28 protein-coding genes are annotated in these 23,456 nt (G+C 66.5%); 24 read left to right on the top strand and 4 right to left on the bottom strand.

The window, feature by feature from the left end:
- Positions 1 to 11 precede the first annotated feature (11 nt).
- The 12 genes from VQH23_RS20035 to VQH23_RS19980 all read left to right on the top strand — a co-directional run bounded on the left by VQH23_RS20035 (position 12) and on the right by VQH23_RS19980 (position 9,600).
- Entirely contained in the window at positions 12 to 587 is a 576-nt protein-coding gene (locus VQH23_RS20035) for a DUF2285 domain-containing protein (RefSeq protein WP_338662460.1), read from the top strand.
- Between the two features lie 125 nt (positions 588 to 712).
- On the top strand, positions 713 to 994 hold the full coding sequence (locus VQH23_RS20030; protein ID WP_011579870.1) for an AlpA family transcriptional regulator: 282 nt from the start codon (positions 713 to 715) through the stop codon (positions 992 to 994).
- A gap of 10 nt (positions 995 to 1,004) precedes the next feature.
- Entirely contained in the window at positions 1,005 to 2,066 is a 1,062-nt protein-coding gene (locus VQH23_RS20025) for a replication initiator protein A (RefSeq protein ID WP_099095825.1), read from the top strand.
- Complete coding sequence (gene parA / locus VQH23_RS20020; protein WP_099095824.1) at positions 2,063 to 2,701, top strand: ParA family partition ATPase; 639 nt, start codon at positions 2,063 to 2,065, stop codon at positions 2,699 to 2,701. The genes VQH23_RS20025 and parA overlap by 4 nt, the downstream gene beginning before the upstream one ends.
- Positions 2,698 to 2,937: a hypothetical protein gene (locus tag VQH23_RS20015; protein WP_099095823.1), complete on the top strand. Its 240-nt coding sequence runs from the start codon at positions 2,698 to 2,700 to the stop codon at positions 2,935 to 2,937. The genes parA and VQH23_RS20015 overlap by 4 nt, the downstream gene beginning before the upstream one ends.
- Positions 2,934 to 3,449 carry a DUF2840 domain-containing protein gene (locus VQH23_RS20010; RefSeq protein WP_099095822.1) on the top strand — a complete coding sequence of 172 codons (516 nt, stop codon included), beginning with the start codon at positions 2,934 to 2,936 and terminating at the stop codon, positions 3,447 to 3,449. The genes VQH23_RS20015 and VQH23_RS20010 overlap by 4 nt, the downstream gene beginning before the upstream one ends.
- Positions 3,446 to 3,991 (top strand): S26 family signal peptidase, encoded by a 546-nt coding sequence (locus VQH23_RS20005; RefSeq protein ID WP_099095821.1) that lies wholly within the window; start codon positions 3,446 to 3,448, stop codon positions 3,989 to 3,991. Before VQH23_RS20010 ends, VQH23_RS20005 begins: the two co-directional genes overlap by 4 nt.
- Positions 3,992 to 4,036: 45 nt before the next feature.
- Complete coding sequence (locus tag VQH23_RS20000) at positions 4,037 to 4,375, top strand: DUF736 domain-containing protein (RefSeq protein ID WP_099095820.1); 339 nt, start codon at positions 4,037 to 4,039, stop codon at positions 4,373 to 4,375.
- 3 nt (positions 4,376 to 4,378) lie between these two features.
- Entirely contained in the window at positions 4,379 to 5,143 is a 765-nt protein-coding gene (locus VQH23_RS19995; RefSeq protein WP_099095819.1) for a lytic transglycosylase domain-containing protein, read from the top strand.
- Between the two features lie 247 nt (positions 5,144 to 5,390).
- Positions 5,391 to 7,154 carry a DUF3363 domain-containing protein gene (locus VQH23_RS19990; RefSeq protein WP_099095818.1) on the top strand — a complete coding sequence of 588 codons (1,764 nt, stop codon included), beginning with the start codon at positions 5,391 to 5,393 and terminating at the stop codon, positions 7,152 to 7,154.
- A gap of 27 nt (positions 7,155 to 7,181) precedes the next feature.
- The gene (locus VQH23_RS19985) at positions 7,182 to 9,170 is read left to right on the top strand and encodes a conjugal transfer protein TraG (protein ID WP_099095817.1); all 1,989 of its coding nucleotides are present in this window, start codon (positions 7,182 to 7,184) and stop codon (positions 9,168 to 9,170) included.
- A 7-nt stretch (positions 9,171 to 9,177) separates the two neighbouring features.
- On the top strand, positions 9,178 to 9,600 hold the full coding sequence (locus VQH23_RS19980) for a CopG family transcriptional regulator (protein ID WP_099095816.1): 423 nt from the start codon (positions 9,178 to 9,180) through the stop codon (positions 9,598 to 9,600).
- Between the two features lie 42 nt (positions 9,601 to 9,642).
- Here the strand turns inward: VQH23_RS19980 and VQH23_RS19975 are convergent, their stop codons facing one another.
- The 3 genes from VQH23_RS19975 to VQH23_RS19965 are packed head-to-tail and all read right to left on the bottom strand — an operon-like array spanning position 9,643 to position 11,928.
- Positions 9,643 to 10,338 (bottom strand): hypothetical protein, encoded by a 696-nt coding sequence (locus VQH23_RS19975; protein WP_099095815.1) that lies wholly within the window; start codon positions 10,336 to 10,338, stop codon positions 9,643 to 9,645.
- Between the two features lie 40 nt (positions 10,339 to 10,378).
- Positions 10,379 to 11,647, bottom strand: coding sequence for a type II toxin-antitoxin system HipA family toxin (locus VQH23_RS19970; protein ID WP_099095814.1), 1,269 nt, complete (start codon positions 11,645 to 11,647; stop codon positions 10,379 to 10,381).
- The gene (locus VQH23_RS19965; RefSeq protein ID WP_338662458.1) at positions 11,644 to 11,928 is read right to left on the bottom strand and encodes a helix-turn-helix transcriptional regulator; all 285 of its coding nucleotides are present in this window, start codon (positions 11,926 to 11,928) and stop codon (positions 11,644 to 11,646) included. Before VQH23_RS19965 ends, VQH23_RS19970 begins: the two co-directional genes overlap by 4 nt.
- 323 nt (positions 11,929 to 12,251) lie before the next feature.
- On the opposite strand from VQH23_RS19965, the gene trbB reads away from it, so the two are divergent.
- The 11 genes from trbB to VQH23_RS19910 are packed head-to-tail and all read left to right on the top strand — an operon-like array spanning position 12,252 to position 21,767.
- Positions 12,252 to 13,193, top strand: coding sequence for a P-type conjugative transfer ATPase TrbB (trbB, locus tag VQH23_RS19960; RefSeq protein ID WP_218014889.1), 942 nt, complete (start codon positions 12,252 to 12,254; stop codon positions 13,191 to 13,193).
- The gene (locus VQH23_RS19955; protein ID WP_035599872.1) at positions 13,190 to 13,522 is read left to right on the top strand and encodes a TrbC/VirB2 family protein; all 333 of its coding nucleotides are present in this window, start codon (positions 13,190 to 13,192) and stop codon (positions 13,520 to 13,522) included. The genes trbB and VQH23_RS19955 overlap by 4 nt, the downstream gene beginning before the upstream one ends.
- Positions 13,522 to 13,803, top strand: a complete 282-nt coding sequence (locus tag VQH23_RS19950; RefSeq protein WP_099095811.1) for a VirB3 family type IV secretion system protein — start codon at positions 13,522 to 13,524, stop codon at positions 13,801 to 13,803. The genes VQH23_RS19955 and VQH23_RS19950 overlap by 1 nt, the downstream gene beginning before the upstream one ends.
- 9 nt (positions 13,804 to 13,812) lie before the next feature.
- A complete protein-coding gene (trbE, locus tag VQH23_RS19945) occupies positions 13,813 to 16,251 on the top strand; it encodes a conjugal transfer protein TrbE (RefSeq protein WP_099095810.1) in 2,439 nt (812 codons plus the stop codon).
- On the top strand, positions 16,248 to 17,009 hold the full coding sequence (trbJ, locus tag VQH23_RS19940) for a P-type conjugative transfer protein TrbJ (protein WP_099095809.1): 762 nt from the start codon (positions 16,248 to 16,250) through the stop codon (positions 17,007 to 17,009). Before trbE ends, trbJ begins: the two co-directional genes overlap by 4 nt.
- 10 nt (positions 17,010 to 17,019) lie before the next feature.
- Positions 17,020 to 17,301: a putative entry exclusion protein TrbK-alt gene (trbK-alt, locus tag VQH23_RS19935; protein WP_099095808.1), complete on the top strand. Its 282-nt coding sequence runs from the start codon at positions 17,020 to 17,022 to the stop codon at positions 17,299 to 17,301.
- Between the two features lie 3 nt (positions 17,302 to 17,304).
- Positions 17,305 to 18,654, top strand: coding sequence for a P-type conjugative transfer protein TrbL (trbL, locus tag VQH23_RS19930; RefSeq protein ID WP_099095807.1), 1,350 nt, complete (start codon positions 17,305 to 17,307; stop codon positions 18,652 to 18,654).
- Positions 18,651 to 19,340 (top strand): conjugal transfer protein TrbF, encoded by a 690-nt coding sequence (gene trbF / locus VQH23_RS19925; RefSeq protein WP_066662412.1) that lies wholly within the window; start codon positions 18,651 to 18,653, stop codon positions 19,338 to 19,340. The genes trbL and trbF overlap by 4 nt, the downstream gene beginning before the upstream one ends.
- Positions 19,337 to 20,317, top strand: coding sequence for a P-type conjugative transfer protein TrbG (gene trbG / locus VQH23_RS19920; protein WP_099095806.1), 981 nt, complete (start codon positions 19,337 to 19,339; stop codon positions 20,315 to 20,317). The genes trbF and trbG overlap by 4 nt, the downstream gene beginning before the upstream one ends.
- On the top strand, positions 20,314 to 21,513 hold the full coding sequence (locus tag VQH23_RS19915) for a TrbI/VirB10 family protein (protein ID WP_099095805.1): 1,200 nt from the start codon (positions 20,314 to 20,316) through the stop codon (positions 21,511 to 21,513). Before trbG ends, VQH23_RS19915 begins: the two co-directional genes overlap by 4 nt.
- Positions 21,513 to 21,767, top strand: coding sequence for a DUF2274 domain-containing protein (locus VQH23_RS19910; protein ID WP_011579845.1), 255 nt, complete (start codon positions 21,513 to 21,515; stop codon positions 21,765 to 21,767). The genes VQH23_RS19915 and VQH23_RS19910 overlap by 1 nt, the downstream gene beginning before the upstream one ends.
- Here the strand turns inward: VQH23_RS19910 and VQH23_RS19905 are convergent.
- Entirely contained in the window at positions 21,685 to 22,683 is a 999-nt protein-coding gene (locus VQH23_RS19905; RefSeq protein WP_099095804.1) for a LysR family transcriptional regulator, read from the bottom strand. The genes VQH23_RS19910 and VQH23_RS19905 overlap by 83 nt on opposite strands.
- Before the next feature lie 412 nt (positions 22,684 to 23,095).
- Between VQH23_RS19905 and VQH23_RS19900 the strand changes: the two genes are divergently transcribed.
- Positions 23,096 to 23,371 carry an AlpA family transcriptional regulator gene (locus VQH23_RS19900; RefSeq protein WP_099095803.1) on the top strand — a complete coding sequence of 92 codons (276 nt, stop codon included), beginning with the start codon at positions 23,096 to 23,098 and terminating at the stop codon, positions 23,369 to 23,371.
- The last annotated feature ends 85 nt before the right edge of the window (positions 23,372 to 23,456 follow it).

The raw sequence follows: 23,456 nt of genomic DNA, 5'->3' as shown, positions 1-23,456 counted from the left end.
GCGATTTCCTGTTGTCGCCGGCCCTCGACGCCAAAGAGGCCGCGCCCATCTGGGCACCCACCGTGAACACTGGCGTCGTACTACTGACCGCACCGCCCGCCATCCTGCCGAAGGACGACACGTCACAATCCATTGACGCGCAGGCGCCCGGCCAGTCAGACGCGCAAGGCTCCCACTTCGTCCACACCCTCACGAATGGCGAACGGCTTCAGATCCTGCGTCTCGGCGGATTAGGCGCAGACGAAGGCACGGCGGCCGTCATCCCGCTCGGCCCCGAAGGCTTCGATCGGCTCGAGGCCGTAGCCCGTCTCCTGAGTTCGCTCCATGGCCGCTCGATTCCTGCCGACACGCGGCTGACCAAGCAGCAGCGTCAACGTGCGCGACGGATGTTGCAGGCCGTCGACGGTCGTCTCAGCGGCGCCAGCTACCGCGAGATCGCGGCGGTACTGTTCGGCGCACGCGACCTCGCCGATGAACCCTGGAAAACATCCTCGCGCCGGTTCGCCACCATGGACCTCGTGCGCGGCGGCCTCGCCATGATCGCCGGCGGCTATCGACGCCTGCTGAGCCATCGCCGTCGACGCTAGCACGCCTGGTGTGGGGATTTGCTCCCGCCAGCTTCCCACTCCCTCCGCAACTTCGCGGTCCGCCAGGGTAGCCGCCAACCGCCGCTGTCCCCCTGCGGCTCTCGCGAACCCTCGGAGGCCCGATCATGTCACCCAATGGCGCCGGCGTGCCGCAACGCTTTCTCCGCACGCCTGAAGCGGCCCGCTTCCTCGGTCTCTCGGATCGCACGCTCGAGAAGCACCGGACCTACGGCACCGGTCCCGCCTATCGCAAGCTTGGCGGGCGCGTCGTCTACGCGCTCGAGGACCTGAAAGCGTGGGCTGACCGCGGCTTCGTCACCTCGACGTCCGATCCGCGCGGGAGTGTCCTTCCCGCCAAGCGCCATGCCGCCGTCACGCCTGCCTTCGGCGGCGGCCAAGCCCGCTGAGCCGTCCGACATGTCCCCGCGGCAGCGCCCCCTCTCCTTGAGCGAACGATCGCGGCTCGACCCGTTCGTCGTCGCCACCGGCGACGCCAGTCCGCGCGACCAGCGCGATCTGATGGAGCGGCCCTTCTTCTCGCTCGCCAAGGCCAAGCGTACCTCACCGATCCACTACCAAGCCGGCGACATCCGCGTCGAAGTCTTCGCGGTCCCCGAGCATGGCATGGCGACCATCTGGGATGCCGACATCCTGATCTGGGCCGCGAGCCAGATCGTCGAGGCCGCAAACCTCGGCTTCCAAACGTCACGCTTCCTGCGCTTCACGCCGTATCAACTCCTGACCGCCATCGGGCGCCAGACGGGATCGCGCGACTATCGGCTCCTCAAGGGCGCTCTGGCGCGCCTTCAGTCGACGGTCATCCGCACCACGATCCGCAACGGCGAGCATTGGCGGCGTCAGCAATTCTCCTGGATCAACGAGTGGGGGGAATGCACGACGCGCGACGGCCGCGTAGAGGGCATGGAGTTCGTCCTGCCCGACTGGCTCTATCGCGGTGTCATTGACCGCTCGCTCGTCCTCGCCATCGATCCCGCCTATTTCCGACTGACCGGCGGCATCGAGCGCTGGCTCTATCGGGTCGCCCGGAAGCATGCCGGCCGTCAGCCAGCGGGCTGGACCTTCGAAATCGCGCACCTGCACGCCAAATCGGGGAGCCAGGCGCGTGTTTCCGACTTCGCCATCGACATCCGCCGCATCGTCGCCCGCCAGCCGCTGCCCGGCTATCGCTTGGCTCTGGAGCGCACCGGTCGTCAGGAACGCCTGCACATCCGCCCCATCAACTTGTCCACAGGCCCTGTGGATGGTGTTGTGGATGCGATCGGGACTTCGGGCGCAAATGGTATCGGGATTTCGGGCGCAGCCGCCTCGGGACTTCGGGCGCGGAAATCGCAACTAACCCTCTGGCCTGAAACGGCGATTCCGAGCCTTAACTTAGAATCTAACAACGAATCTAACTTCTTGTTGGAGCGGGGCGACGGTGGAAAACCACCCCACGGCCGACGGAGCGCGCGGTCATGATCGTCGCGTTGCTCAATCAGAAAGGCGGCGTTGGCAAAACGACGCTCGCCCTTCATCTCGCCGGCGAATGGGCCAGCCGCGATCAACGCGTCATGCTCATCGACGCCGATCCGCAGGGTTCTTCACTCGACTGGTCCGAAGCCCGCGCCCGTGAAGGCCTGCCCCGCCGGTTCGCCGTCATCGGACTGGCGCGCGACACCTTGCACCGCGAAGCGCCCGAACTGGCGCGCAGCGCCGATCATGTGGTGATCGATGGGCCGCCGCGCGTCGCCGGCCTCATGCGCTCGGCCCTGCTTGCCGCCGATCTCATCCTGATCCCGGTTCAGCCGTCGCCCTTCGACGGATGGGCGTCGGCCGAGATGCTGGCGCTGCTCCGCGAAGCACGCCTGTTCCGCCCGTCGCTTGTCGCGCGTTTCGTGCTCAACCGCTGCGGCGCGCGCACCGTCATCGCACGCGAAACCGCCAAGTCGCTCGCTGAACACGATCCGCCGGTGCTGGCGAGCGCCATCGGCCAACGCGTCGGCTTCGCGGATGCAGCGCAATCGGGCCGCCTGATCTCCGAACTCGATGGCCAGCGCGCCGGTGCGCGCGAGATCGCAGCGCTCTGCGCCGAAGTTGGAAGGCTCGCACCATGACCAGGCGCAGCTTCGCCGCGCGGCCCGGCGACCCGGACGCCTGGATCAAGGCCGCCGACGATCCGCGCGGCCGCAGGGCTGACGCCATCGCCTACACAGCGCGCCTCACGATCGACGTCACACCGGACCTGCGCGGCCGGATCAAGGTCACCGCGTTCCAGCGCGGCCAAACCGTCGCGGACATGCTGCGCGAGCTCCTCGCGGGCGCGTTTCCTGCCGAAGGGGACGCGCCATGAGCGTACCGGCATTTCATAGCGCAGCGGGCGTTCGGCCGTCATCACCCCCCGGTCGGCTCACCGAGGTCGAATTGGTTTGGCGCGAGAAGGAGATCGAGCACTGGATCCGCTTCGGCCATGCGGTTCACGAACAGATCCTCGACCGACGGCGCCGCGTCCTCGGCTTCCCCGCCGGCGCTGTCTTCGCCTTCGTCCGCTGGGCGTCGAATGGCTTTGGCACCGTCGTCTCGCGCATCGACATCCTGCGCGCCGTCAGCGCGGGCGAAGGTTATCAGACGCTGCCCTCGGTGCGGCCCGGTGGTGAAATCCTGCTGCAAACGAGCGGCTGGCCGAGCGTCGAGCAGGTGCTGCTTCTGATCGACGCGATCGAAGCGCTCGACATCGATCCCGCCGAAGCTGCGCCTGACTATTGGCGCCATGTCCATAACCGGCTCGCCGCCGGGGACGCCCCGCGATCCTACTCCCGTCAGCAGCACCGCGCCTGGCGCTTGCGACAGAGGGCCGAGCCATGACGCGCGCCGGCTACCTGCTGACGGCCACGGGCGCCGCGCTCCTGCTGATCACGCTGGCGATGGTGCACGTTGCACCGCGGCTCGTCTGGAACGCATCGGCCAGCGTCCCGGTCGGCCTCTATGAGATCGGTTCGGCTACGCCGCTCGAGGTCACCGACCTTGTTGCGGTCAATGCGCCAGAGCCGCTTGCCGCCTTCCTCGAGGACCGGGGTTATCTCCCGCGCGGCGTGCCGCTCTTGAAGCGCGTTGCCGCAGTTCCCGGGCAGACGGTCTGCCGTTCGGGTGGCGACATTACCGTCGACGGAATCACCGTCGGCAATGCGCTCGACCGCGACCGTCTTGGACGCACGCTGCCTATCTGGAGCGGCTGCCACCGGATCGGCGCGAGCGAACTCTTCCTCATGAACATCGGCGTCCGGGACAGCCTGGACGGCCGCTACTTCGGGCCTCTCGCCGTCAACACCGTGATCGGCCGGGCCACGCCTCTCTACACCGACGAAGACGGCGACGGTCGCTTCGTCTGGCGCGCGCCGACGCGGTGACGGCGCAGCCATGACCCGTTCCACCGCATCGCCAAGGAGGTTGCCATGAGTCTGATCGGAGAATTCACCCGCACCAAAAGCGGCTATGGCGGCCGCATCCGCACGCTCGCCCTCGACGCCGCTCTGGTGCTGGTGCCGGCGGAGCACTCCGACGCCGAGAACGCGCCCGACTATCGCGTTCACCTCGGCGATGATGCCGATGGGCCGGAAGTGGGGGCGGGATGGAAGCGCACCGGCGAGAAGGCCGGCGAATATGTATCGTTGCAGTTCGACGATCCGACCTTCGCGCAGCCAATCCGAGCCAACCTGTTCCAGTCGGCCGACAACAAATCAGCATGGGGTCTCTACTGGAACCGGCCGACCAAGCGCAACGAGCGGGACTGATCGATGCGCGTCTCCCGTCGCCAGCCCGCTGCCGGAGCGAAAGGGGCCGCCCGCCGACTGCCCTTCCTTCTCCTTTCCGGCCTGGCCTTTGCCGGCGCGATGCCCGCGCCGTCTCTGGCGCAGGCCTCGGTCATCGAGCTACCCGCGGCAGGCTCGGCTTACACACGAGCGGTCGCCGAGGCAGCGCAGCGGTTCGGCATTCCCGAACGCTGGATCTGGGCAGTCATGCGCGTCGAGAGCGGCGGTCGTGTCCGCGCGGTCTCACCCAAAGGCGCGATGGGACTCATGCAGATCATGCCCGCGACCTGGGCGGATCTGCGGGCGCGCCACGGTCTGGGGGCCAATCCCTTTGACCCGCGCGATAACATCCTGGCTGGTGCAGCCTATCTGCGCGAAATGCACGACCGCTACGGCGCGCCGGGCTTCCTTGCGGCCTACAATGCCGGGCCCGGGCGCTACGATGACTATCTCTCGGCTGGCCGCGCGCTGCCCGCCGAGACCATCGCCTACGTGGCCGCGATCGCGCCGTTGATCGGCAGTGAGCCGCTCGCTGCCGGCGTCGCTGTCGCGACCGCCGACCCGCTCGCGTGGACTCGGTCTCCGTTGTTCGTCGCGCGCCCCAACGGCAGCGTTGCAGCAGAACGATCGCAGCCTGATCGTCAAAGGAATGGCAGCCGAACCGCGGATCCGCAGCAACCCCCAATCGCCGCTTCGACGCAAACGGCAGGCATCTTCGTGACCCGCGCAGATGATGGGGGGCGCCCATGACCAGAATCGCACTCCGGCGCGGTGTAGCGATCTCCCGAAAAGAGGCGGCGTCGGGCGGTTGGGGCGAGGCAGACACGACCAACAGACGGCGAGATAAAAGCGGCTCGCCACTCGCGTGCAAGCCATTGCTTTCGCATGGCTTTTCACGTGCCGGTCGGTCGGGGGCAGTGCCGGTTTCGGCTATTATACACGCTATTTCAAGGACATTGCCGGCACTGCCCCGCGTTTGGCCCGCCGGAGGCCGGCGATGAGCGACGGCGACAGCGACTTCCGGGTCCGGCCGGGCCGCATCGGTTCGACGCGGGCGCCGAAAGCCAAGAGCTTCATCAACCAAGTCCTGCGCGCCGCCAAGCGCTCGGGGCATGTCGGCACCGGCGGCGGTCCGGGGCGCAGGGCGTCCGGCTATGGCCGTTCGACCTTCGGGCGAGGACGGATTGCCTTCAGCCGCGCGCGGCTTTTCAGCTCGTCGCGCCGCGTCGTCGTCAAGGCGCGGATCGCCCGCCACCAGGGCCGGGCCTTCCGGTCCGCGCCGCTCCATGCCCACCTATCCTATCTCAAGCGCGACGGCGTCACGCGCGACGGCGAAAAGGCCGTGATGTTCGATGCCGACAGCGACCGCGCCGATGACGCTGGTTTCGCCGCGCGCTCGAAGGACGACCGGCACCATTTCCGCTTCATCATCTCGCCCGAGGACGCCGGCGAGATGACGGACCTGCGCGCCTTCACGCGCGACCTCGCGCGCCAAATGGAAGCCGACCTCGGGACCCGGCTCGACTGGGTCGCGGTCGATCACTGGAACACCGACAATCCCCACGTCCACCTGCTGGTGCGAGGCGTTGACGCCCAGGGCGCCGACCTCGTCATCTCACGCGACTACATCAGCCGCGGCTTGCGATCCCGGGCCGAGGATCTCGTGTCGATCGAACTCGGCCCGAAGCCGGAGCACGAGATCAAGACGGCGCTCGAGCGCGAAATCACGGCCGAGCGCTGGACGCGCCTCGATGTCGAGATTCGCATAGCCGCCGACGAGACCGGATTCATCGATCTTCGTCCCGAGCAATCCGGTGCCGGTGATCCCCAGACCCGCCGGCTCATGATCGGCCGGCTCCAGCACCTGGAGAAGATGGGCCTCGCGTCATCCGCCGCCCCCGGCGAGTGGATGGTCGGGCTCGACGCTGAACGCCACCTGCGCGACCTCGGGCTTCGCGGGGACATCATCAAGACCATGCACCGCGTCTTCGCCGAGCGCGGTGAGGATCGCGCCGTCGCTGACTATGTCATCGAAGGCGGCAGCGGACAGGCGCCGATCATCGGGCGGCTGGTCGATCGCGGCCTGCACGACGAGCTGACGGGCGAAGCCTATGCGGTGATCGACGGCACCGACGGTCGCGCCCACCATGTCCGGTTCCGCGGTGTCGAGGCCTTCGAGCATGCGCCTGCGATCGGCGGCATCGTGGAGGTTCGGCGCTTTGGCCGAGCCGATGAGCCGCGCCCGACGCTTGTTCTCGCGAGCCGGTCAGACCTCGAACTCGGCCAGCAGATCAAGGCGCCGGGGGCCACCTGGCTGGACCATCGGCTTGTGGAGGCGGACCCCATGCCGCTGTCGATGGGAGGCTTCGGGCGAGAGGTGCGCGAAGCCCTGCAGGCACGGGCCGAGCATCTCGCCGACCAAGGCCTCGGTCGACGCCAAGGCCAGCGGATCATCCTGCAACGCGACCTCCTCGCCACGCTGCGGCGGCGCGAACTGGATGCGGTCGGGGCGCGCCTCTCCGCCGAGACCGGTCTGGCGCACATGAAGCCGACCGCCGGTGATCAGGTCGCGGGCGTCTATCGCCAGCGTCTCGACCTCTCCTCCGGCCGGTTCGCGATGATCGACAACGGCCTCGGCTTCCAGCTTGTACCCTGGTCCGGCGAGATCGAACGCAAGCTCGGCCAGCATGTCGCTGGCGCCGTGAAGGATGGCGGCGGCATCGAATGGGGCCTCGGCCGCAAGCGCGGGCTCGCCCTCTAGCCAGCAAGGAAGAAAGCACCGCCACCGATGTCCGCGACGAAAATCCTCTGGGGCCAAATCACCACCGTGTTCCTCATCGTGCTGCTCACGACCTGGGGCGCGACCCAATGGACCGCCTGGCGGCTCGGCTTTCAGGCGCAGCTCGGCACGCCGTGGTTCGAGCTGGCGGGTTGGCCGGTCTACTATCCACCCGCCTTCTTCTGGTGGTGGTACTTCTACGACGCCTATGCCCCGCCGATCTTTGTTGAAGGCGCAATGATCGCCGCCTCAGGCGGCTTCATCTCCATCGCCGTCGCCATAGCGATGTCGGTATGGCGTGCCCGTGAGGCGAAGAATGTGGAGACCTATGGCTCGGCCCGCTGGGCTGAACTCCGGGAGGTGAAGGCAGCGGGCCTGCTCGGACCCGATGGAGTCGTCCTCGGCAAGCTCGGCGACGCCTATCTCCGGCACGATGGACCGGAGCATGTCCTGTGCTTCGCACCGACCCGATCGGGCAAGGGTGTCGGCCTCGTCGTTCCCACGCTCCTCACCTGGCCGGGCTCCGCCATCGTCCACGACATCAAGGGCGAGAACTGGCAGCTGACCGCCGGCTTCCGCGCGAGGCACGGCCGCGTCCTGCTGTTCGATCCCACCAACGCCAAGTCGGCCGCCTACAACCCGCTCCTGGAAGTGCGACGCGGCGAGTGGGAAGTCCGCGACGTGCAGAATGTCGCCGACGTTCTCGTCGACCCCGAGGGCTCGCTCGACAAGCGCAATCACTGGGAGAAGACGAGCCATTCTTTGCTCGTCGGCGCCATCCTGCATGTGCTGTACGCGGAAGAGGAGAAGACGCTCGCCGGTGTCGCCGCCTTCCTGTCGGATCCGCGCCGTCCGATCGAGGCGACGCTGAAGGCGATGATGACGACGCCGCATCTCGGCCCTGGCGGCCCTCATCCCGTGGTGGCGTCGACGGCGCGCGAACTCCTCAACAAGAGCGACAACGAGCGCTCAGGCGTCCTGTCCACCGCCATGTCCTTCTTGGGCCTCTATCGCGACCCGGTGGTGGCGGAAGTGACGCGCCGCTGCGACTGGCGGATCGCCGACCTCATCGCCGATGAGAAGCCAGCAACGCTCTACCTCGTGGTTCCGCCATCCGACATCTCCCGGACGAAGCCGTTGATCCGGCTCGTGCTCAACCAGATCGGCCGACGCCTGACTGAGGATCTGCATGCGCGAGACCGGCGGCATCGCGTGCTGATGATGCTCGACGAGTTCCCGGCGCTCGGCCGCCTCGACTTCTTCGAGAGCGCGCTCGCCTTCATGGCGGGTTACGGCCTGAAGTCGTTCCTCATCGCCCAGTCATTGAACCAGATCGAAAAGGCCTACGGCCCAAACAACGCGATCCTCGACAACTGCCATGTGCGCGTGAGCTTCGCCACCAATGACGAACGCACCGCCAAGCGCGTGAGCGACGCCCTCGGTACGGCGACCGAGATGAAGGCGATGCGGAACTATGCCGGGCATCGGCTCAGCCCCTGGCTCGGTCATCTGATGGTCTCGCGCTCGGAGACGGCGCGGCCGCTCCTCACACCCGGCGAGGTGATGCAGCTGCCGGCCACAGACGAGATCGTCATGGCCGCCGGTGTCCATCCCATCCGAGCCAAGAAGGCCCGTTACTTCGAGGATCGCCGCTTCAAGGAGCGCATCCTGCCGTCACCCGACCCGGCGAAATGCGGGCGTTCGGCCCGAAGGGACGCCTGGTCCGAGTTGAAGCCGCAGCGACCCGACGCATTGCTGGCGGCTGAGCTCGACAAGGCGGAGGACACAGCCAATGGCGGGCTGAGGCGCGAGCCGGAGCTGCCCGACCATGTCGCGATCGCCAAGGAAACAACCGGACCTGCCGCGGCCGACGAGTTTTCCATCATGCTGGACGATGAGCCGGAAGACGCGGCGCGGCAGCGTCAGGCGCTGCGCCAGCAGATGCGCGGCGTAGCGAGACAGGTCGCGCTCGATCCCAATGACGGCATCGATCTGTGAGGCAACCATGCGCGACCGGATGAACGTTTATTTCCCGCCCGAGATGCTCCGCCAGATCGCCGATCTCGCCGACCGCAAGAAGCTCTCCCGCTCCGCGATCGTCGAAGCGGCGGTTGCGTCATTCCTGTCACCTGATGGCGCGGACAAGCGCGAGGCCGCGTTCGCGCGCCGCCTCGATCGCCTGTCGCGCCAGGTCCAGCGCTTGGAGCGCGACCTCGGCGTCACCGCAGAGACACTGGCCCTCTTCGTCCGGTTCTGGCTGACGATCACGCCGCCCTTGCCGAACGATGCTCAAGCGTCAGCACAGGCCAAAGGGCGGGAGCGCTACGAAGGCTTTATCGAGACGCTGGGGCGGCGCCTGCAGAAGGGCCAGAGTTTCTTGAGAGAGATTCCCGAAGACGTCAGCGGCAAAGGCATTCCAGACGGCTAGGGCCAACTTTCGGAGCTGCACATTCGCCCCATTCCATAGGACCTAGAAGGTCGCAGCTACTGAATCCAGAATACGCATGACCAGATCAAACCGCGTGTTCGGCGATCCAACCGGCCTCGCCTTCAGCCAAGCACCCACCATGTGGAAGCGGTTCGGGCCGCGCTGGATACCGGTAGGGTATAAAGCGCCAGCCGCCAACGTGTTGTTCATCGCATCAAGCGATCGCTGACTGCGGTGAGCGATATGGTTACGAAGCGCAATTACGGAGTCGATCACTGCTTTTTGCTGTGCGGTCAGGCCACTAAACTTTGCGGCGTGGGCAGGAATAAGCCAAATGCCCGCCCGCCGCTCGAGCTCCGCGTAATTCGGAAACGTGATATTGTTGCCGACGTTGTCCGCTAAGGCCTGAACATCAGCCTTCTTGAGATGCTTTGGGAAGTCCAGCTTCCCAAATGAATCGAAAACACGACGCGGCTTAGCTGCCGTGTCAAGGTGATCATTAAACGATTGTGTCAGATGCTGCTTGAAGCGAGTTGCATCGCGGTTGATATATGCGATGAACATGTCGCTCACGAACCCCTCCCAACTGACCGCAGCAGCCAAGAGACTACGTTCGGTTTGGGTAGACTGGTCGGCCTCCGTGGTGAACGCGGCGAAACCGGTCTGATGAAATGCCGCGAGGTCCTGCAACTGCTGCCGAAAGTCATCCCTGACTGCTTCTGGGGAGATCTTTCTCATACTACCTCGCGATTATATTAACGCTGCTGAAAGGTACGCGTCACCGAGCAGTTCCCGCAAATGTCAAAGCGCAGCGCTCGGCGCGGTCGCGGACCATATCGGCAAACTGCTCAATAGCTGTTCTGTCTAACTCGGCACGCGAAAGCTCCGCCGCGACGCCTGTTGCCTTGTCGCGAACGCCTTTGCTGATCTCCGCGACCCGCCTGCGTATCAGCGGCAAGCCGAGGCCGGCGTCCGCCGCAAACGCTGCCCAGCCCTTGGCGTCCAGTTCCGCTAGCGTTCCTCGCTTTCCGATCTTCATGGCGAATTTCGGTGAGAGATCGGGATAGGCAACGGTCGCAAGCAAATCATACAGCGGGGCGATGCGTGGGCCTTCTGTGTCATATAGGATCGAGAAATTCTTGCCGTGTGCGTCGGCGTTCCCGGCGATCGCATTGAAGATCACCGCATCGAGAAGCTTCAGCACATCGACAGCGGGCCTGGCGGCGACGCGGCGAAGCAGCGCGAAGCAATCCTTGAAGGTCGGGCCGCCTTCGCTCGCGTATTTGGTCTCCGGTGGCACCCCGAGCGCCTGGCAGAAATCCTCCTGATGGATCCGGCGCACAAAGCCATCGTTGCCAATGACGCGGTCATAGCGCTGGACCAGCAGAAATGTTCGATCCTGAACGATGCGCGCTTCTACCGGCGCGACATCGAGACCGATTGCGGCAGCAAGGCGCATCACGAACGCCTCGTTCTCGGTCGTCGCCGCGAACCGCGATATCGGCGGTTTCAGAATATGCGTCGTGGGCTGGCCCGGCGCAGGCAACGCCACCGCGCCATCCACCAGAACCACCGGCACCTTGGATTGGGCGCCAGCGAGAGAGAGCCGCAAGCCTTCCTCGCCCGCGAGCAATGGGCGGACGGGCAGCGCGTCCAGCACCCGGATCAAGCCTGCATCTGCAAGCGGGGTTGGCCGTTGATCGGGGGCAGGAGCGGTCGGACCTTCGCCGGGCGGCAGAAGCTGGAGCGCACCTGCCACATCGCCGCCGAGGCGATCAAGAAGGGCGAAATCATTGGCGCGCGACACGCCGAGTGCCTGAGCCGCCGCGTCGCGCTGGCTTTCCTCTGGCAGGAGACCGCCGAAAAACGGTCTGCACTCGCGACGACTGAACGGCTCCGCCCGCTTTGGCAGCGAAGCGGACAACGGCTGCGCCGCCTCGTCGTCGAGCCAAGCCGGCGCATAGGCGAAGCCGAGTTCACCATGCTTGTCTTGCGTCAGCTGGCCCACCAGGCGCCCGTCCCACCAGATATCGAGGGTGCGCGTCATGGCTTCTGAGGATCTTTTGGCCGCGCTCCTTTGGTGTCGGGCGGCGGTGTGATATCGAGCGAGCAGCCCAACGCTGCCAGGACCTGAAGTGTCTTGCCTATCTGCGCGGTCGGCTTGCCCGCTTCGAGATCGACGATGAAGCGCAGGCCGACGCCAGCTGCGCCGGCAAGCTCGTCCTGCCGCAGGCCAGCGGCCTTGCGGGTGGTTCGCACGATGTCGCCGATCTCGGCGGTGGTGAGGTTGCGTCTGACCATGATATTTACCGAACGGGAAAGTATCATGGATTTCTGAAGAATGTCTATAAGAATTTCCCGCTCGGGAAATCCTGCGCCTCGGGGTAGCTCCCGGGCCTGAATTATTCCCGCTCGGGAAAACGAGCCGATCGGCAGCCTCAGACGCTGCCGTGGCTCGACGCCGGTCCGCCGATTACCTGTCTTTCTTCGCCACAGTACGACGACCCCCTGAGCGTTGTTGCAACGCCCCAATTCCTGCCTTTCTTACTCATCCCCGATCCAGGGCCGCGCGTCGCGCGGGCCCGCAAGCGAACGGGGACGACGTGGCGGTCAACCATCAGCGATCGGAAGCAGCTTCACGCGGCGCACGCATGCTGCGCACCGCGCTGGGTCCTGCTGTCGCCCGATTCCTGGAAGACCCCGCGATCGTCGAGGTCATGCTCAACCCCGATGGGCGGCTCTGGGTCGACCGGCACTCTGACGGCCTGTCCGATACGGGGGAACGGCTTTCGGCGGCCGATGGCGAACGCATCGTCCGCCTCGTCGCCCATCATGTCGGCGCCGAGGTGCATGACCGTCGCCCGCGCGTCTCGGCCGAGCTTCCCGAAACCGGCGAGCGCTTCGAAGGCCTGCTGCCGCCGGTCGTGACGGCTCCGGTCTTTGCGATTCGCAAGCCTGCCGTCGCCGTCTTCACGCTCGACGACTATGTCGCCGCGGGCATCATGACGGCCGACCAGGCTGCCATCCTCCGGCAGGCGGTCGCAGCGCGCGCCAACATCCTCGTCGCCGGCGGAACCAGCACCGGCAAGACCACGCTGACCAATGCCCTGCTGGCCGAGGTCGCGAAGACAACCGACCGCGTCATCGTCATCGAAGACACCCGCGAGCTGCAATGCCGGGCGCAGAACATCATCGCCATGCGCACCAAGGACGGCGTCGCGACCCTGTCCGACCTGGTGCGTTCCTCGCTGCGGCTGCGGCCGGATCGGATCCCGATCGGCGAGGTGCGTGGGGCTGAGGCGCTCGATCTCCTGAAGGCCTGGGGCACCGGCCATCCCGGCGGGATCGGCACGATCCACGCGGGCAGCGCGCTCGGCGCGCTGCGCCGCCTCGAGCAGCTCATCCAGGAAGCTGTCGTCACCGTCCCGCGGGCGCTGATCGCCGAGACCATCGATCTGGTGGCCGTGCTCTCCGGCCGCGGCGCTGCGCGGCGTCTCGCCGAACTCGCCCGCGTCGAAGGGCTCGGGACGGACACCGACTACCACCTTTCCCCCGCAACCCAGCCTCCCGACCCACAAGGAGAACCCGCATGATCCGACACATTGCGCGCGGCCATCAGCGCCTCGCAACCGCCGCCACGGCGCTGACCCTGAGCTTTCTTCTGGCGCCCGCCGCCCACGCATCCGGCTCCTCGATGCCCTGGGAAGCGCCGCTGCAGTCCATCCTCCAGTCGATCGAGGGGCCGGTCGCCAAGATCATCGCGGTGATCATCATCATCGTCACCGGCCTGACGCTGGCGTTCGGCGACACGAGCGGAGGATTTCGGCGCCTCATCCAGATCGTCTTCGGCCTGTCGATCGCCTTCGCGGCGTCCAGCTTCTTCCTGTCGTTCTTCTCGTTCGGCGGCGGGGCGCTCGTCTGATGACGGGCCTCCTGCATCATCCCGATGAGGTCGCGGGCTTCTCGGTTCCGGTCCACCGCGCGCTGACCGAGCATATTCTGCTGGGCGGCGCACCGCGCAGCATCGCCATCATGAACGGCACACTCGCCGGCGCTGTCGGTCTCGGATTGCGGCTATGGCTGGTCGGTCTCCTCATCTGGGCGATCGGCCATTTCGCCGCCGTTTGGGCAGCAAAGCGCGATCCGCTTTTTGTCGAAGTGGGCCGCCGGCATCTGCGCATTCCGGGCCATCTCTCGGTCTGAGGCGCGGCCATGATGAACCTCGCCGAATATCGCCGAACCGCGACCCGCCTTGCAGATTTCCTGCCCTGGGCGGCGCTGGTCGGCGAAGGGGTCGTGCTCAACAAGGATGGCAGCTTCCAGCGCACCGCGCGCTTTCGTGGTCCCGATCTCGACTCAGCTGTGGCCGCTGAACTGGTGGCCGTCGCCAGTCGCCTCAACAACGCCTTCCGGCGTCTGGGCTCGGGCTGGGCGATCTTCGTCGAAGCGCAGCGCCACGAAGCCGCCTCCTATCCGGCAAGCCGCTTCGCGGACGCCGCCTCCGCCCTCGTTGATGCGGAGCGCAAGGCCGACTTCGAGGAAGCGGACGCGCATTACGAGTCGAGCTACTTCTTGACCTTTCTCTATCTCCCGCCTGCCGAGGACGCCGCGCGGGCGGAAACCTGGCTCTACGAGGGTCGCCAACAGTCCGGCGTTGATCCCCATGAAGCCCTCGCGGCCTTCATTGACCGCACAAACCGCGTCCTCCAGCTCGTCGACGGGTTCATGCCGGAATGCCGGTGGCTCGATGACGGCGAGACCCTGACCTACCTGCACTCGACTGTCTCGACGAAGCGCCACCGCGTCCGCGTGCCCGAAACACCGATCTACCTCGATGCGCTGCTCGCCGATGAGCCGCTGACCGGCGGCCTCGAGCCGCGGCTCGGCGCCGCTCATCTGCGCGTGCTGACGATCAACGGCTTTCCAACCGCGACGACGCCAGGGATTCTCGACGATCTCAACCGGCTCGCCTTTCCCTACCGCTGGTCCACGCGGGCGATCCTCCTCGACAAGACGGACGCCACGAAGTTGCTGACGCGCATCCGGCGGCAGTGGTTCGCCAAGCGCAAGTCGATCGCCGCGATCCTGAAGGAGGTGATGACCAACGAGGCATCCGCGCTCGTCGATACTGACGCTGCGAACAAGGCCGCCGATGCCGATATGGCCCTGCAGGAGCTTGGGGCCGACTATGCCGGTCAGGCCTATGTGACCGCCACGGTCACCGTTTGGGATGCCGATCCGCGCACCGCCGACGAGAAGTTGCGCCTCGTGGAAAAGGTGATCCAGGGCCGCGACTTCACCGCGATGTCCGAGACCATCAATGCCGTCGATGCCTGGCTCGGTTCGCTGCCCGGCCATGTCTACGCCAACGTCCGCCAGCCACCGATCTCCACCCTGAACCTCGCCCACATGATTCCGCTCTCCGCAGTCTGGGCCGGGCCGGAAGGGGACGAGCATTTTGGTGCGCCGCCCCTGCTTTATGGCAAGACGGAGGGCAGCACGCCGTTTCGCTTTTCGCTGCATGTCGGCGACGTCGGCCACACACTGGTCGTCGGACCGACCGGCGCGGGCAAGTCCGTCCTGCTCGCGCTTATCGCGCTTCAGTTCCGGCGCTATCCGGGTGCCCAAGTCTTCGCCTTCGACTTTGGCGGCTCGATCCGCGCAGCCGCGCTCGCCATGGGAGGCGATTGGCACGACCTCGGCGGCAGCCTGACGGAAGGCGCCGCGTCGTCGGTCTCCCTCCAGCCACTCGCACGCGTTCACGAAACCCATGAGCGTGGCTGGGCAGCCGACTGGATTGCCGCCATCCTTGCCCGCGAGGGCGTCACGATCACGCCGGAGGTGAAAGAACATCTCTGGACGGCGCTGACCTCGCTGGCGTCCGCGCCGGTCCCTGAGCGCACGCTGACGGGCCTCGCCGTCCTCCTCCAGTCGAATGATCTCAAACAGGCGCTGCGACCCTTTTGCGTGGGCGGTGCATACGGACGGCTGCTGGACGCCGAAGGCGAGCAGCTAGGGGAAGCTGCGGTCCAGGCCTTTGAAACCGAGGGGCTGATCGGCGGCGGCGCGGCGCCGGCGGTCCTCGCCTATCTCTTCCATCGGATCGGCGACCGTCTGGATGGACGGCCCACGCTCCTGATCGTCGACGAAGGCTGGCTCGCGCTCGACGATGAAGGCTTCTCGGCGCAACTGCGCGAATGGCTGAAGACGCTGCGCAAGAAGAACGCGTCCGTCGTCTTCGCCACGCAATCGCTGGCTGACATCGATGGGAGCGCGATCGCTCCGGCCATCATCGAAAGCTGCCAGACGCGCCTTTTGCTGCCGAACGAACGCGCGATCGAACCGCAGATCACCGCCATCTACCGGCGCTTCGGCTTGAACGACCGCCAGATCGAGATCCTCAGCCGGGCCACACCCAAGCGCGACTATTACTGCCAGTCGCGGCGCGGCAACCGGCTGTTCGAGCTGGGGCTCTCCGAAGTCGCCCTCGCGCTCTGCGCGGCATCCTCGAAAACTGATCAGGCCGCCATCGAGGCGATCCTCGCCGAGCATGGCCGCGACGGCTTCCTGTCCGCCTGGCTGCGCGCCCGCGATGTCGGATGGGCCGCCGACCTCATTCCCGATCTCGCCAACCTGGAGCCCAAGCCATGATGATCCGACGCTCTCGCGCGGCGCTGTTCGCCGCAACCATCCTGTCGCTGCCCGTCGCCTTATCGCCCGTGTTCGTCACCCCGGCAGCGGCGCAGTGGGTCGTTTATGATCCGACCAACTACGTCCAGAATGTCCTATCGGCCGCGCGGGCGCTCGAGCAGATCAACAACCAGATCCAGAGCCTCCAGAACGAAGCGCAGATGCTGATCAACCAGGCCCGCAATCTCGCGAGCCTGCCCTACTCCTCGCTTCAGCAGCTCCAGCAATCGGTGCAGCGCACGCAAGCGCTTCTGGGTCAGGCACAGCGCATCGCCTTCGACGTGCAGCAGATCGACCAAGCCTTTCAGAGCCAGTACAGCAACATCTCGCTGTCCACTTCGGATCAGCGTCTCGTCTCCGATGCACGATCGCGCTGGCAGAACACGGTCGGCGGCCTTCAGGACGCGCTGCGCGTGCAGGCCGGTGTCGTCGGCAACATCGACACCAACCGCGCCGAGATGGCGGCTCTGGTCGGGCAGAGCCAGGGTGCGACCGGCGCGCTTCAGGCAACCCAGGCCGGCAACCAGTTGCTCGCATTGCAGGCGCAGCAACTCGCAGACCTGGTCGCTGTGGTCGCTGCGAACGGCCGAGCGCAGGCGCTTGTCGATGCCGAGCGCGCCGCAGCCGCCGAACAAGGCCGTGAACAGCGCCGCCGGTTCCTGACGCCCGGCTCCGGCTATCAGCCCGGCAACGCCCGGATGTTCCCGAACGGCAACTGAGGACAGCAGGATGGACGGCAAGACGCTGGCCCGCGTGGGCGCAATCATCTTCGTCTCCGTCGCAATCACGGCAACGGCGATCGAGATGACCCGGAAAGAGGAAAGGCCAGCGGCTCGGCCGACGCCCGTGCTTGAGGAGGCGCCGGACCCGCTGCGCGAGGGCCAGCGTCGGTGCCAGCAGATGGGGGAAGCCGCCGCAAGGGACGGCGAGTGTCTGCGCATCTGGGCCGAAACCCGCGACCGTTTCCTTGGCACCCGCACCGCGCCGCGACGCGCCGACGAAGGGCGGTGAGCCATGGGCGGCAGCGGCGTCATCGACAATTTCCTCGGGGTCTTCACCTCCTACATCGACAGCGGATTCGGCCTGCTCGGCGGCGAGGTGGCGTTCATCGCGACGACGCTGATCGTCATCGACGTCACGCTGGCCGCCCTGTTCTGGAGCTGGGGCGCGGACGACGACATCATCGCACGCCTTGTGAAGAAGACGCTGTTTGTGGGCGTCTTTGCCTACATCATCGGCAACTGGAACAACCTCGCGCGGATCGTCTTCGAAAGCTTCGCCGGCCTCGGACTTCAGGCGTCCGGCACCGGGTTTTCCATCCAGGACCTGATGCGCCCGGGCCGGGTCGCGCAGACGGGTCTCGATGCGGCGAGGCCGCTGCTCGAATCCATCTCAAACCTGATGGGCTGGATCGCCTTCTTCGAAAACTTCATCCAGATCGCCTGCCTGCTCTTCGCCTGGGCGCTGGTGCTGCTCGCCTTCTTCATCCTGGCCATCCAGCTCTTCATCACGCTGATCGAATTCAAGCTGACCACCCTGGCCGGCTTTGTCCTGATCCCGTTCGGCCTGTTCGGGAAGACCGCCTTCATGGCCGAGCGCGTGCTGGGAAACGTCATCTCGTCAGGGATCAAGGTACTGGTGCTCGCCGTCATCATCGGCATCGGCTCGACTCTGTTCAGTCAGTTCACGGCAGGATTCGGCGGTCAGCCACCGACCATCGACGACGCGATGGCCGTCGTGTTGGCGGCGCTGTCGCTTCTCGGTCTCGGCATCTTTGGTCCGGGTATCGCCAACGGCATCGTTTCCGGCGGCCCGCAACTCGGCGCAGGCTCCGCCATCGGCACCGGCCTCGTCGCGGGCGGCGCAGCCATGGCTGCCGGCGGCGCGGCCGGGCTCGCCTTGCGCGGTGGCGCGAGCGCCATTTCCGGCGGCGCCGCCGCCGTGCGCGGTGGAGCCACCGCGGCGGGAGCCGCCTCTGCTGCCTACAGTCTCGGTTCCCTCGGCCAGTCGGGCGCCGCCGGCGTCGCGTCGGGCCTCGGCGGCGTCGCACGAGCGGCCGGCGGCGCGGCAGCCTCTCCGCTGCGCCGGGCCGCGCAAAGCGTTCGCTCGAGCTTCGCCGACGGCGTCAAAAGCGGCTTCGGAGCCACCGGCGGTTCCTCGAGCATGGGAACGGTCGCGAATGATGCCGGTTCGGCCGCACCGGCGGCCACAGGCTCTGCCGCCAGCCCGCCGGCTTGGGCGCAGCGCATGCGACGTGGGCAGACCATGAGCCACGGCGTCACGCTCGCGGCACACGCGATCCGATCGGGCGACAGCCACGGCGGCGGCTCTTCCATCAATCTCTCCGGAGGCGACCGCACATGAGCTTCTTCAAGCGACCCGCAACCCACTATGGAAAGACGCCCGAGCCCGAGACGCCATATCAGCGCGCGGCGCAGATCTGGGATGATCGAATCGGCTCAGCGCGTGTCCAGGCCCGAAACTGGCGGCTCATGGCCTTCGGCTGCCTGATCCTCTCCGCCGGCTTCGCTGCCGCGCTGGTCTGGCAGTCGGCGCGCGGGACCATCGTCCCGTGGGTGGTGCAGGTCGACAATCTCGGCCAGGCGCAGGCGGTCGCGCCAGCGCAGGCCGACTACCGCCCCACCGACCCGCAGGTGGCCTGGCATCTGGCGCGGTTCATCGAGCAGGTCCGCTCGATCCCGGCCGACGCCATCGTCGTGCGGCAGAATTGGCTGCGCGCCTACGAGTTCACGACCGATCGCGGCGCGGCGGCCCTCAATGACTTCGCCCGCGCCAACGATCCGTTCACCCGCGTCGGGAAGCAGCAGGTGTCGGTCGAAGTGTCGAGCGTGATCCGCGCGTCGCCTGACAGCTTCCGCGTGGCCTGGACCGAACGCCAGTACGAGAACGGCCAGCTCTCCACGACACAGCGCTGGACAGCCATCTTGACCATCGTGATCCAACCCCCGCGCGACGCAGAGCGGCTGCGGGCCAATCCGCTTGGGATCTACGTCAACGCCATCAACTGGTCGCGGGAAATGGGGCAATGAGAAATCATCTCCGCCGACCCGCGAGCCGTGGCTTCCGCCTATCCGGCTCTGCGCTTTTGCTGATCTCGGGATTGGCGCTGGCCGGCTGCGCGACCAACCGACCGCCACAGATCAGCTATGACGCCGATGTGCCGCCACTTCCCCCTGTGCCGGCTGCCGTCACGGAGGCGCCACCTAGGCCGCTTCACACACCGCCCGCCTGGACACCCGCGCGCGGTGGCGCTGCCGCGGGGACGCCGGCGGGCCGCGTGGAGAATGCCAATGCCGCCGCGCGCGTCGAACCGCGCCGCGAGGGGTATTACAACTCGATACAGATCTATCCCTGGAGCGAGGGCGCGCTCTATCAAGTCTATGCCGCTCCCGGGCAGATCACCAACATCGCGTTGGAACCAGGCGAAAGCCTGACCGGCGCCGGCCCGATCGCTGCGGGCGATACGGCGCGCTGGATCATCGGCGACACAGAGAGCGGCTCGGGCATCACCCGGCGCGTCCATGTCCTCGTGAAGCCGACACGGCCAGACATCACGACCAATCTGGTCATCACCACCGACCGTCGCATCTACATGATCGAGCTGCGCTCGGGCGAACGCCCCTATATGCCGGCCGTCGCCTGGGCCTATCCGCAGCCGCCCGCCTCGCAGAGACAGGCAGTGCCCGCTACACCAGTGATCCCGGCCGTTGCGGCACGGAACTATCGCTACGGTCTTACAGGCAACACGCCGCCGTGGCGGCCAATCTCGGTCTACGACGACGGGCGCCGCGTCTATGTCGAGTTCCCGCGCGGGATCGTTCAGGGCGAGATGCCCCCGCTCTTCGTCATCGGCGCAGATGGCGAACCGCAAATCGCCAACAGCCGGATCCACCAGAACATCCTGATCGTCGACCGTTTGTTCGGCGCCGCCGAGCTCCGTCTCGGCAGTGGCGAGCGCCAGCAGACGGTCCGGATCGTTCGCACCGATGGGAGGCCCGCGTCATGAGCGAGCGCGACACGCCCAACGAAGCCGACGCACAGCTGGTCGGCACACAACCCGGCGACGCCGCTGCGCCAATGCGGCTGCGCGCCGAACCGCCCCGGGTCACCCGACTGTCGCGAAAGGTGCTGGGCGGCATCAGTCTCGTCGCCGCCCTCGGGGTTGGTGGCGCGCTCATCTATGCGCTTCAGACGCGCAGTATCGGCCCTGGCAGTGAGGAGCTTTACTCCACGCAAAATCGGCGAACTGCGGACGGGCTCGCCGGCCTGCCACGCGACTACACCGGTCCGGTGCTTGGGCCTCCGCTGCCCGGGGATCTGGGGCGCCCCATCCTCGATGCGCAGAACCGTGGCCAGCCCGTCACGCCGCCGATGGCAGCAGCGCCCACCGTCGATCCGGTCGAGCAACGCAGGCGCGCGGAAGAAGAAGCTGCCCGAACGAGCCGCGTCTTCTTCCAGACGGAGGCGCGCGTCGCAGCTCCGATTGCGACAGTTGGTGGACCAGGCAGCCCGAGCCTCTCTGGGCTAGGTCTTCCGGGCCAGCCAGGTGCAGCGACGGCGCAGGATCGCCAGCTCGCGTTCCTGAATGCGGGCGTGGACCGCCGCACGGTCTCGCCAGATCGCGTGATGGGTCCGGCATCGCCCTATGTGCTTCAGACCGGCGCCGTCATCGCCGCGGCCCTCATCACCGGCATCCGATCCGACTTGCCCGGCCAGATCACCGCGCAGGTCACGGAGCATGTCTACGACAGCCCGACCGGGCGCATCCTGCTCGTCCCGCAGGGCACGCGGCTGATCGGCGAGTACAGCAACGATGTCGGCTTCGGTCAGCGCCGGGTGCTGCTCGTCTGGAAGCGGCTCATCCTCCCGAATGGCCGTTCGATCGTCTTGGAACGTCAACCCGGAGCCGACGCGCAAGGCTATGCGGGTCTCCAGGATGGCGTCGACTATCACTGGTGGGATCTCGCCAAGGCTGCCGGCCTGTCGACACTGCTGTCGGTCGGCGCCGAACTCGCCGTTGACGATCAGGATCGGCTGCTCCGGGCGATCCGCAACGGCGGGCAGGACACCATCAACGACGCAGGGCAGCAGATCATCCGTCGGCAACTCAATGTCGCGCCGACCCTGACGATCAGACCGGGGTTCCCCGTGCGCGTCATCGTCACCCGCGACCTCGTGCTCGAACCTTATGGAGGGTTGTGATGACCAAGCTGAAGCTCGGCCCGATCATCGACGACAAGCCGGTCAAGGTGACGATTGAACTCCCTGCGCCGCTGCATCGGGACCTCGTCGCCTACGCCGCAGCACTCGGCCGCGAACAAGGCCAGACCATCGGCGACCCGACGAAGCTGATTGTGCCCATGCTCGAGCGCTTCATTGCAACCGATCGGGGGTTCGCCCGCGCGCGCCGCGATGGCAGTCAACGTGCGGCACGCGCCGATGCTCAGGGCGCATGAGCCGTTGCCGGGCGAACCAAGCGTCATCTCGCTCCGAGAAAGACTTTGCCAGCGCCAGCAGGCGCTCGAGGTTCCGATGGAGCGCCCCTCGCGGGTGGACAGCACCATAGCGGAGAACAGCATCCTCGATCAGGCGAAAAGCAATGCCTGGCAGACCGTGACGGACATGCGCGCTGCCTGCGATGGTGACGCCGTCCCCATGCGCGACGATCTGCATCAGAGATTCCCGAGTGACGGACAATTGCTCGATCTGGAGGTCTCCGGGCGAAGTCTGGAGGTTTCGCATCAGGTAACCCTTCGCGAAATCGCCGGTCGGTAAATCAGTCACCACAAAGTGCCGATCACGCAGGTCATCCCACCGGAGCGCCTTCTGATCGGCGAGTGGGTCGCCGTCCGGCAATGCCGCGTACACGGGCTCGGCCCACAAATGCGTCACGTCAAAGCCCTTCCCGGGCGATGCTTCGGCGACGACACCGACATCAAGCTGCCCCCGCCGCACGGCCGCGATAAGTTCGGGACAACTGCCCTCGCTGAACCGCAGCTTGACCCCCGGGCGGTCACCCCGAAAGGCCCCGAAGAGCTCAGACAGAAAGCCCATGGTCAGAGGCCCGAACACGCCGATCCGAAGATGCCGTCCTCTGTTCGCCACCGTTCTTGCGCCGTCGAGCGCCGATCCGATCTGGCGAGCCCCAGGGGCGGCCTGATTCAGGAATTGTTTGCCGATGTCCGTCAGGTCGACGCCGGCAGGATGACGGCGGAACAGCTGTGCGCCGATCTCATCCTCGACATCGCGGATGCGGCGGCTGATCGCCGACTGCTCGACGCCGAGATCTTGCGCCGCGCGCCGGAAGCTGCCGCTTTCCGCGGCAGCGATGATGTAGCGCACATGGCGCAGCTCGATCTTCGATCTCGGCACGATGGTTCCCCATGATGCAAAGGTCTTTGCAAACGTAGCCCCGTCAGCCCCCGAGAACTGTTCCGATCAGATTATGGGTCTTCTCCGTCTCCTCGCTACCGCCGCCCACGAAATCCTTAAGTGTCACACATTCGACTGTTGCTACGTCGCTAGCGGACTTCCGGATCGCATCTCGCCGGTGCAAGCAGTAAATGGTGCGTGATCTGAACAGCGCAATTACGGCGCGGAACGCGTGCGGCGAGTCGTGCAGATTCTGTGGGCTGACGGATGTCCGGCCGCGCTGTCAGGACTGAAAATGACCCGCCGATTTCTACGCCAGAGCCCGAAATTGCCGCACGCCACTCGGGAGGGACTTCCGGCATCGGCACCTATCGTTCTCAATCGCCAGCGACAGCCGCTAAGGAGATTGGGTATGGGTCAGAGCGAGCCTTTGGAGATCAGGAAGACCATCCGGCGGCACCAACTGCGCGAGATGGTGCCCCTGGCCGACAGCACAATCTACGAGATGGAGCAGCGCGGCGAATTTCCACGCCGCTTCGCGCTGTCACCGCGCTGCATCGTCTGGGATCTCGCCGAGGTCCACGCCTGGTTGCTGGCGCGGCGCGCGAAGCCGATCCATCGCGCGCAGCATCCCGACGTCACCAAGCGCAAGTCCCGCCCGGTCAAAGGGCAGGATCGAGCGCGATAGACGGCATGACTGTCGGCAGCAGCGTTGGAACATACTTCCGCCCCTCGACCCAGGCATCGACGGTGTCGGCCCATTCCTGCATCAT

The sequence above is a fragment of the Pararoseomonas sp. SCSIO 73927 genome, assembly GCF_037040815.1.
In the GTDB taxonomy this organism is placed as follows: domain Bacteria; phylum Pseudomonadota; class Alphaproteobacteria; order Acetobacterales; family Acetobacteraceae; genus Roseomonas.
The sequence above is the reverse complement of the archived record's forward strand: the minus strand, read 5'-3'. Positions and strand labels throughout refer to the sequence as shown.

Bases quoted from the DNA above. Each gene is read 5' to 3' on its own strand.
- VQH23_RS20015 (WP_099095823.1), top strand. From the start codon at position 2,698: ATGACCAGGCGCAGCTTCGCCGCGCGGCCCGGCGACCCGGACGCCTGG.
- VQH23_RS19910 (WP_011579845.1), top strand. From the start codon at position 21,513: ATGACCAAGCTGAAGCTCGGCCCGATCATCGACGACAAGCCGGTCAAG.
- VQH23_RS19970 (WP_099095814.1), bottom strand. From the start codon at position 11,647: ATGACGCGCACCCTCGATATCTGGTGGGACGGGCGCCTGGTGGGCCAG.
- VQH23_RS19950 (WP_099095811.1), top strand. From the start codon at position 13,522: ATGACGGGCCTCCTGCATCATCCCGATGAGGTCGCGGGCTTCTCGGTT.
- trbL (WP_099095807.1), top strand. From the start codon at position 17,305: ATGGGCGGCAGCGGCGTCATCGACAATTTCCTCGGGGTCTTCACCTCC.
- trbB (WP_218014889.1), top strand. From the start codon at position 12,252: ATGCTGCGCACCGCGCTGGGTCCTGCTGTCGCCCGATTCCTGGAAGAC.
- VQH23_RS20030 (WP_011579870.1), top strand. From the start codon at position 713: ATGTCACCCAATGGCGCCGGCGTGCCGCAACGCTTTCTCCGCACGCCT.
- VQH23_RS20005 (WP_099095821.1), top strand. From the start codon at position 3,446: ATGACGCGCGCCGGCTACCTGCTGACGGCCACGGGCGCCGCGCTCCTG.
- VQH23_RS19985 (WP_099095817.1), top strand. From the start codon at position 7,182: ATGTCCGCGACGAAAATCCTCTGGGGCCAAATCACCACCGTGTTCCTC.
- VQH23_RS19995 (WP_099095819.1), top strand. From the start codon at position 4,379: ATGCGCGTCTCCCGTCGCCAGCCCGCTGCCGGAGCGAAAGGGGCCGCC.
- VQH23_RS19915 (WP_099095805.1), top strand. From the start codon at position 20,314: ATGAGCGAGCGCGACACGCCCAACGAAGCCGACGCACAGCTGGTCGGC.
- trbJ (WP_099095809.1), top strand. From the start codon at position 16,248: ATGATGATCCGACGCTCTCGCGCGGCGCTGTTCGCCGCAACCATCCTG.
- VQH23_RS19900 (WP_099095803.1), top strand. From the start codon at position 23,096: ATGGGTCAGAGCGAGCCTTTGGAGATCAGGAAGACCATCCGGCGGCAC.
- VQH23_RS19955 (WP_035599872.1), top strand. From the start codon at position 13,190: ATGATCCGACACATTGCGCGCGGCCATCAGCGCCTCGCAACCGCCGCC.
- VQH23_RS19980 (WP_099095816.1), top strand. From the start codon at position 9,178: ATGCGCGACCGGATGAACGTTTATTTCCCGCCCGAGATGCTCCGCCAG.
- VQH23_RS19975 (WP_099095815.1), bottom strand. From the start codon at position 10,338: ATGAGAAAGATCTCCCCAGAAGCAGTCAGGGATGACTTTCGGCAGCAG.
- trbE (WP_099095810.1), top strand. From the start codon at position 13,813: ATGATGAACCTCGCCGAATATCGCCGAACCGCGACCCGCCTTGCAGAT.
- parA (WP_099095824.1), top strand. From the start codon at position 2,063: ATGATCGTCGCGTTGCTCAATCAGAAAGGCGGCGTTGGCAAAACGACG.
- VQH23_RS19990 (WP_099095818.1), top strand. From the start codon at position 5,391: ATGAGCGACGGCGACAGCGACTTCCGGGTCCGGCCGGGCCGCATCGGT.
- VQH23_RS20010 (WP_099095822.1), top strand. From the start codon at position 2,934: ATGAGCGTACCGGCATTTCATAGCGCAGCGGGCGTTCGGCCGTCATCA.
- trbF (WP_066662412.1), top strand. From the start codon at position 18,651: ATGAGCTTCTTCAAGCGACCCGCAACCCACTATGGAAAGACGCCCGAG.
- VQH23_RS20025 (WP_099095825.1), top strand. From the start codon at position 1,005: ATGTCCCCGCGGCAGCGCCCCCTCTCCTTGAGCGAACGATCGCGGCTC.
- trbK-alt (WP_099095808.1), top strand. From the start codon at position 17,020: ATGGACGGCAAGACGCTGGCCCGCGTGGGCGCAATCATCTTCGTCTCC.
- VQH23_RS20000 (WP_099095820.1), top strand. From the start codon at position 4,037: ATGAGTCTGATCGGAGAATTCACCCGCACCAAAAGCGGCTATGGCGGC.
- trbG (WP_099095806.1), top strand. From the start codon at position 19,337: ATGAGAAATCATCTCCGCCGACCCGCGAGCCGTGGCTTCCGCCTATCC.
- VQH23_RS19965 (WP_338662458.1), bottom strand. From the start codon at position 11,928: ATGATACTTTCCCGTTCGGTAAATATCATGGTCAGACGCAACCTCACC.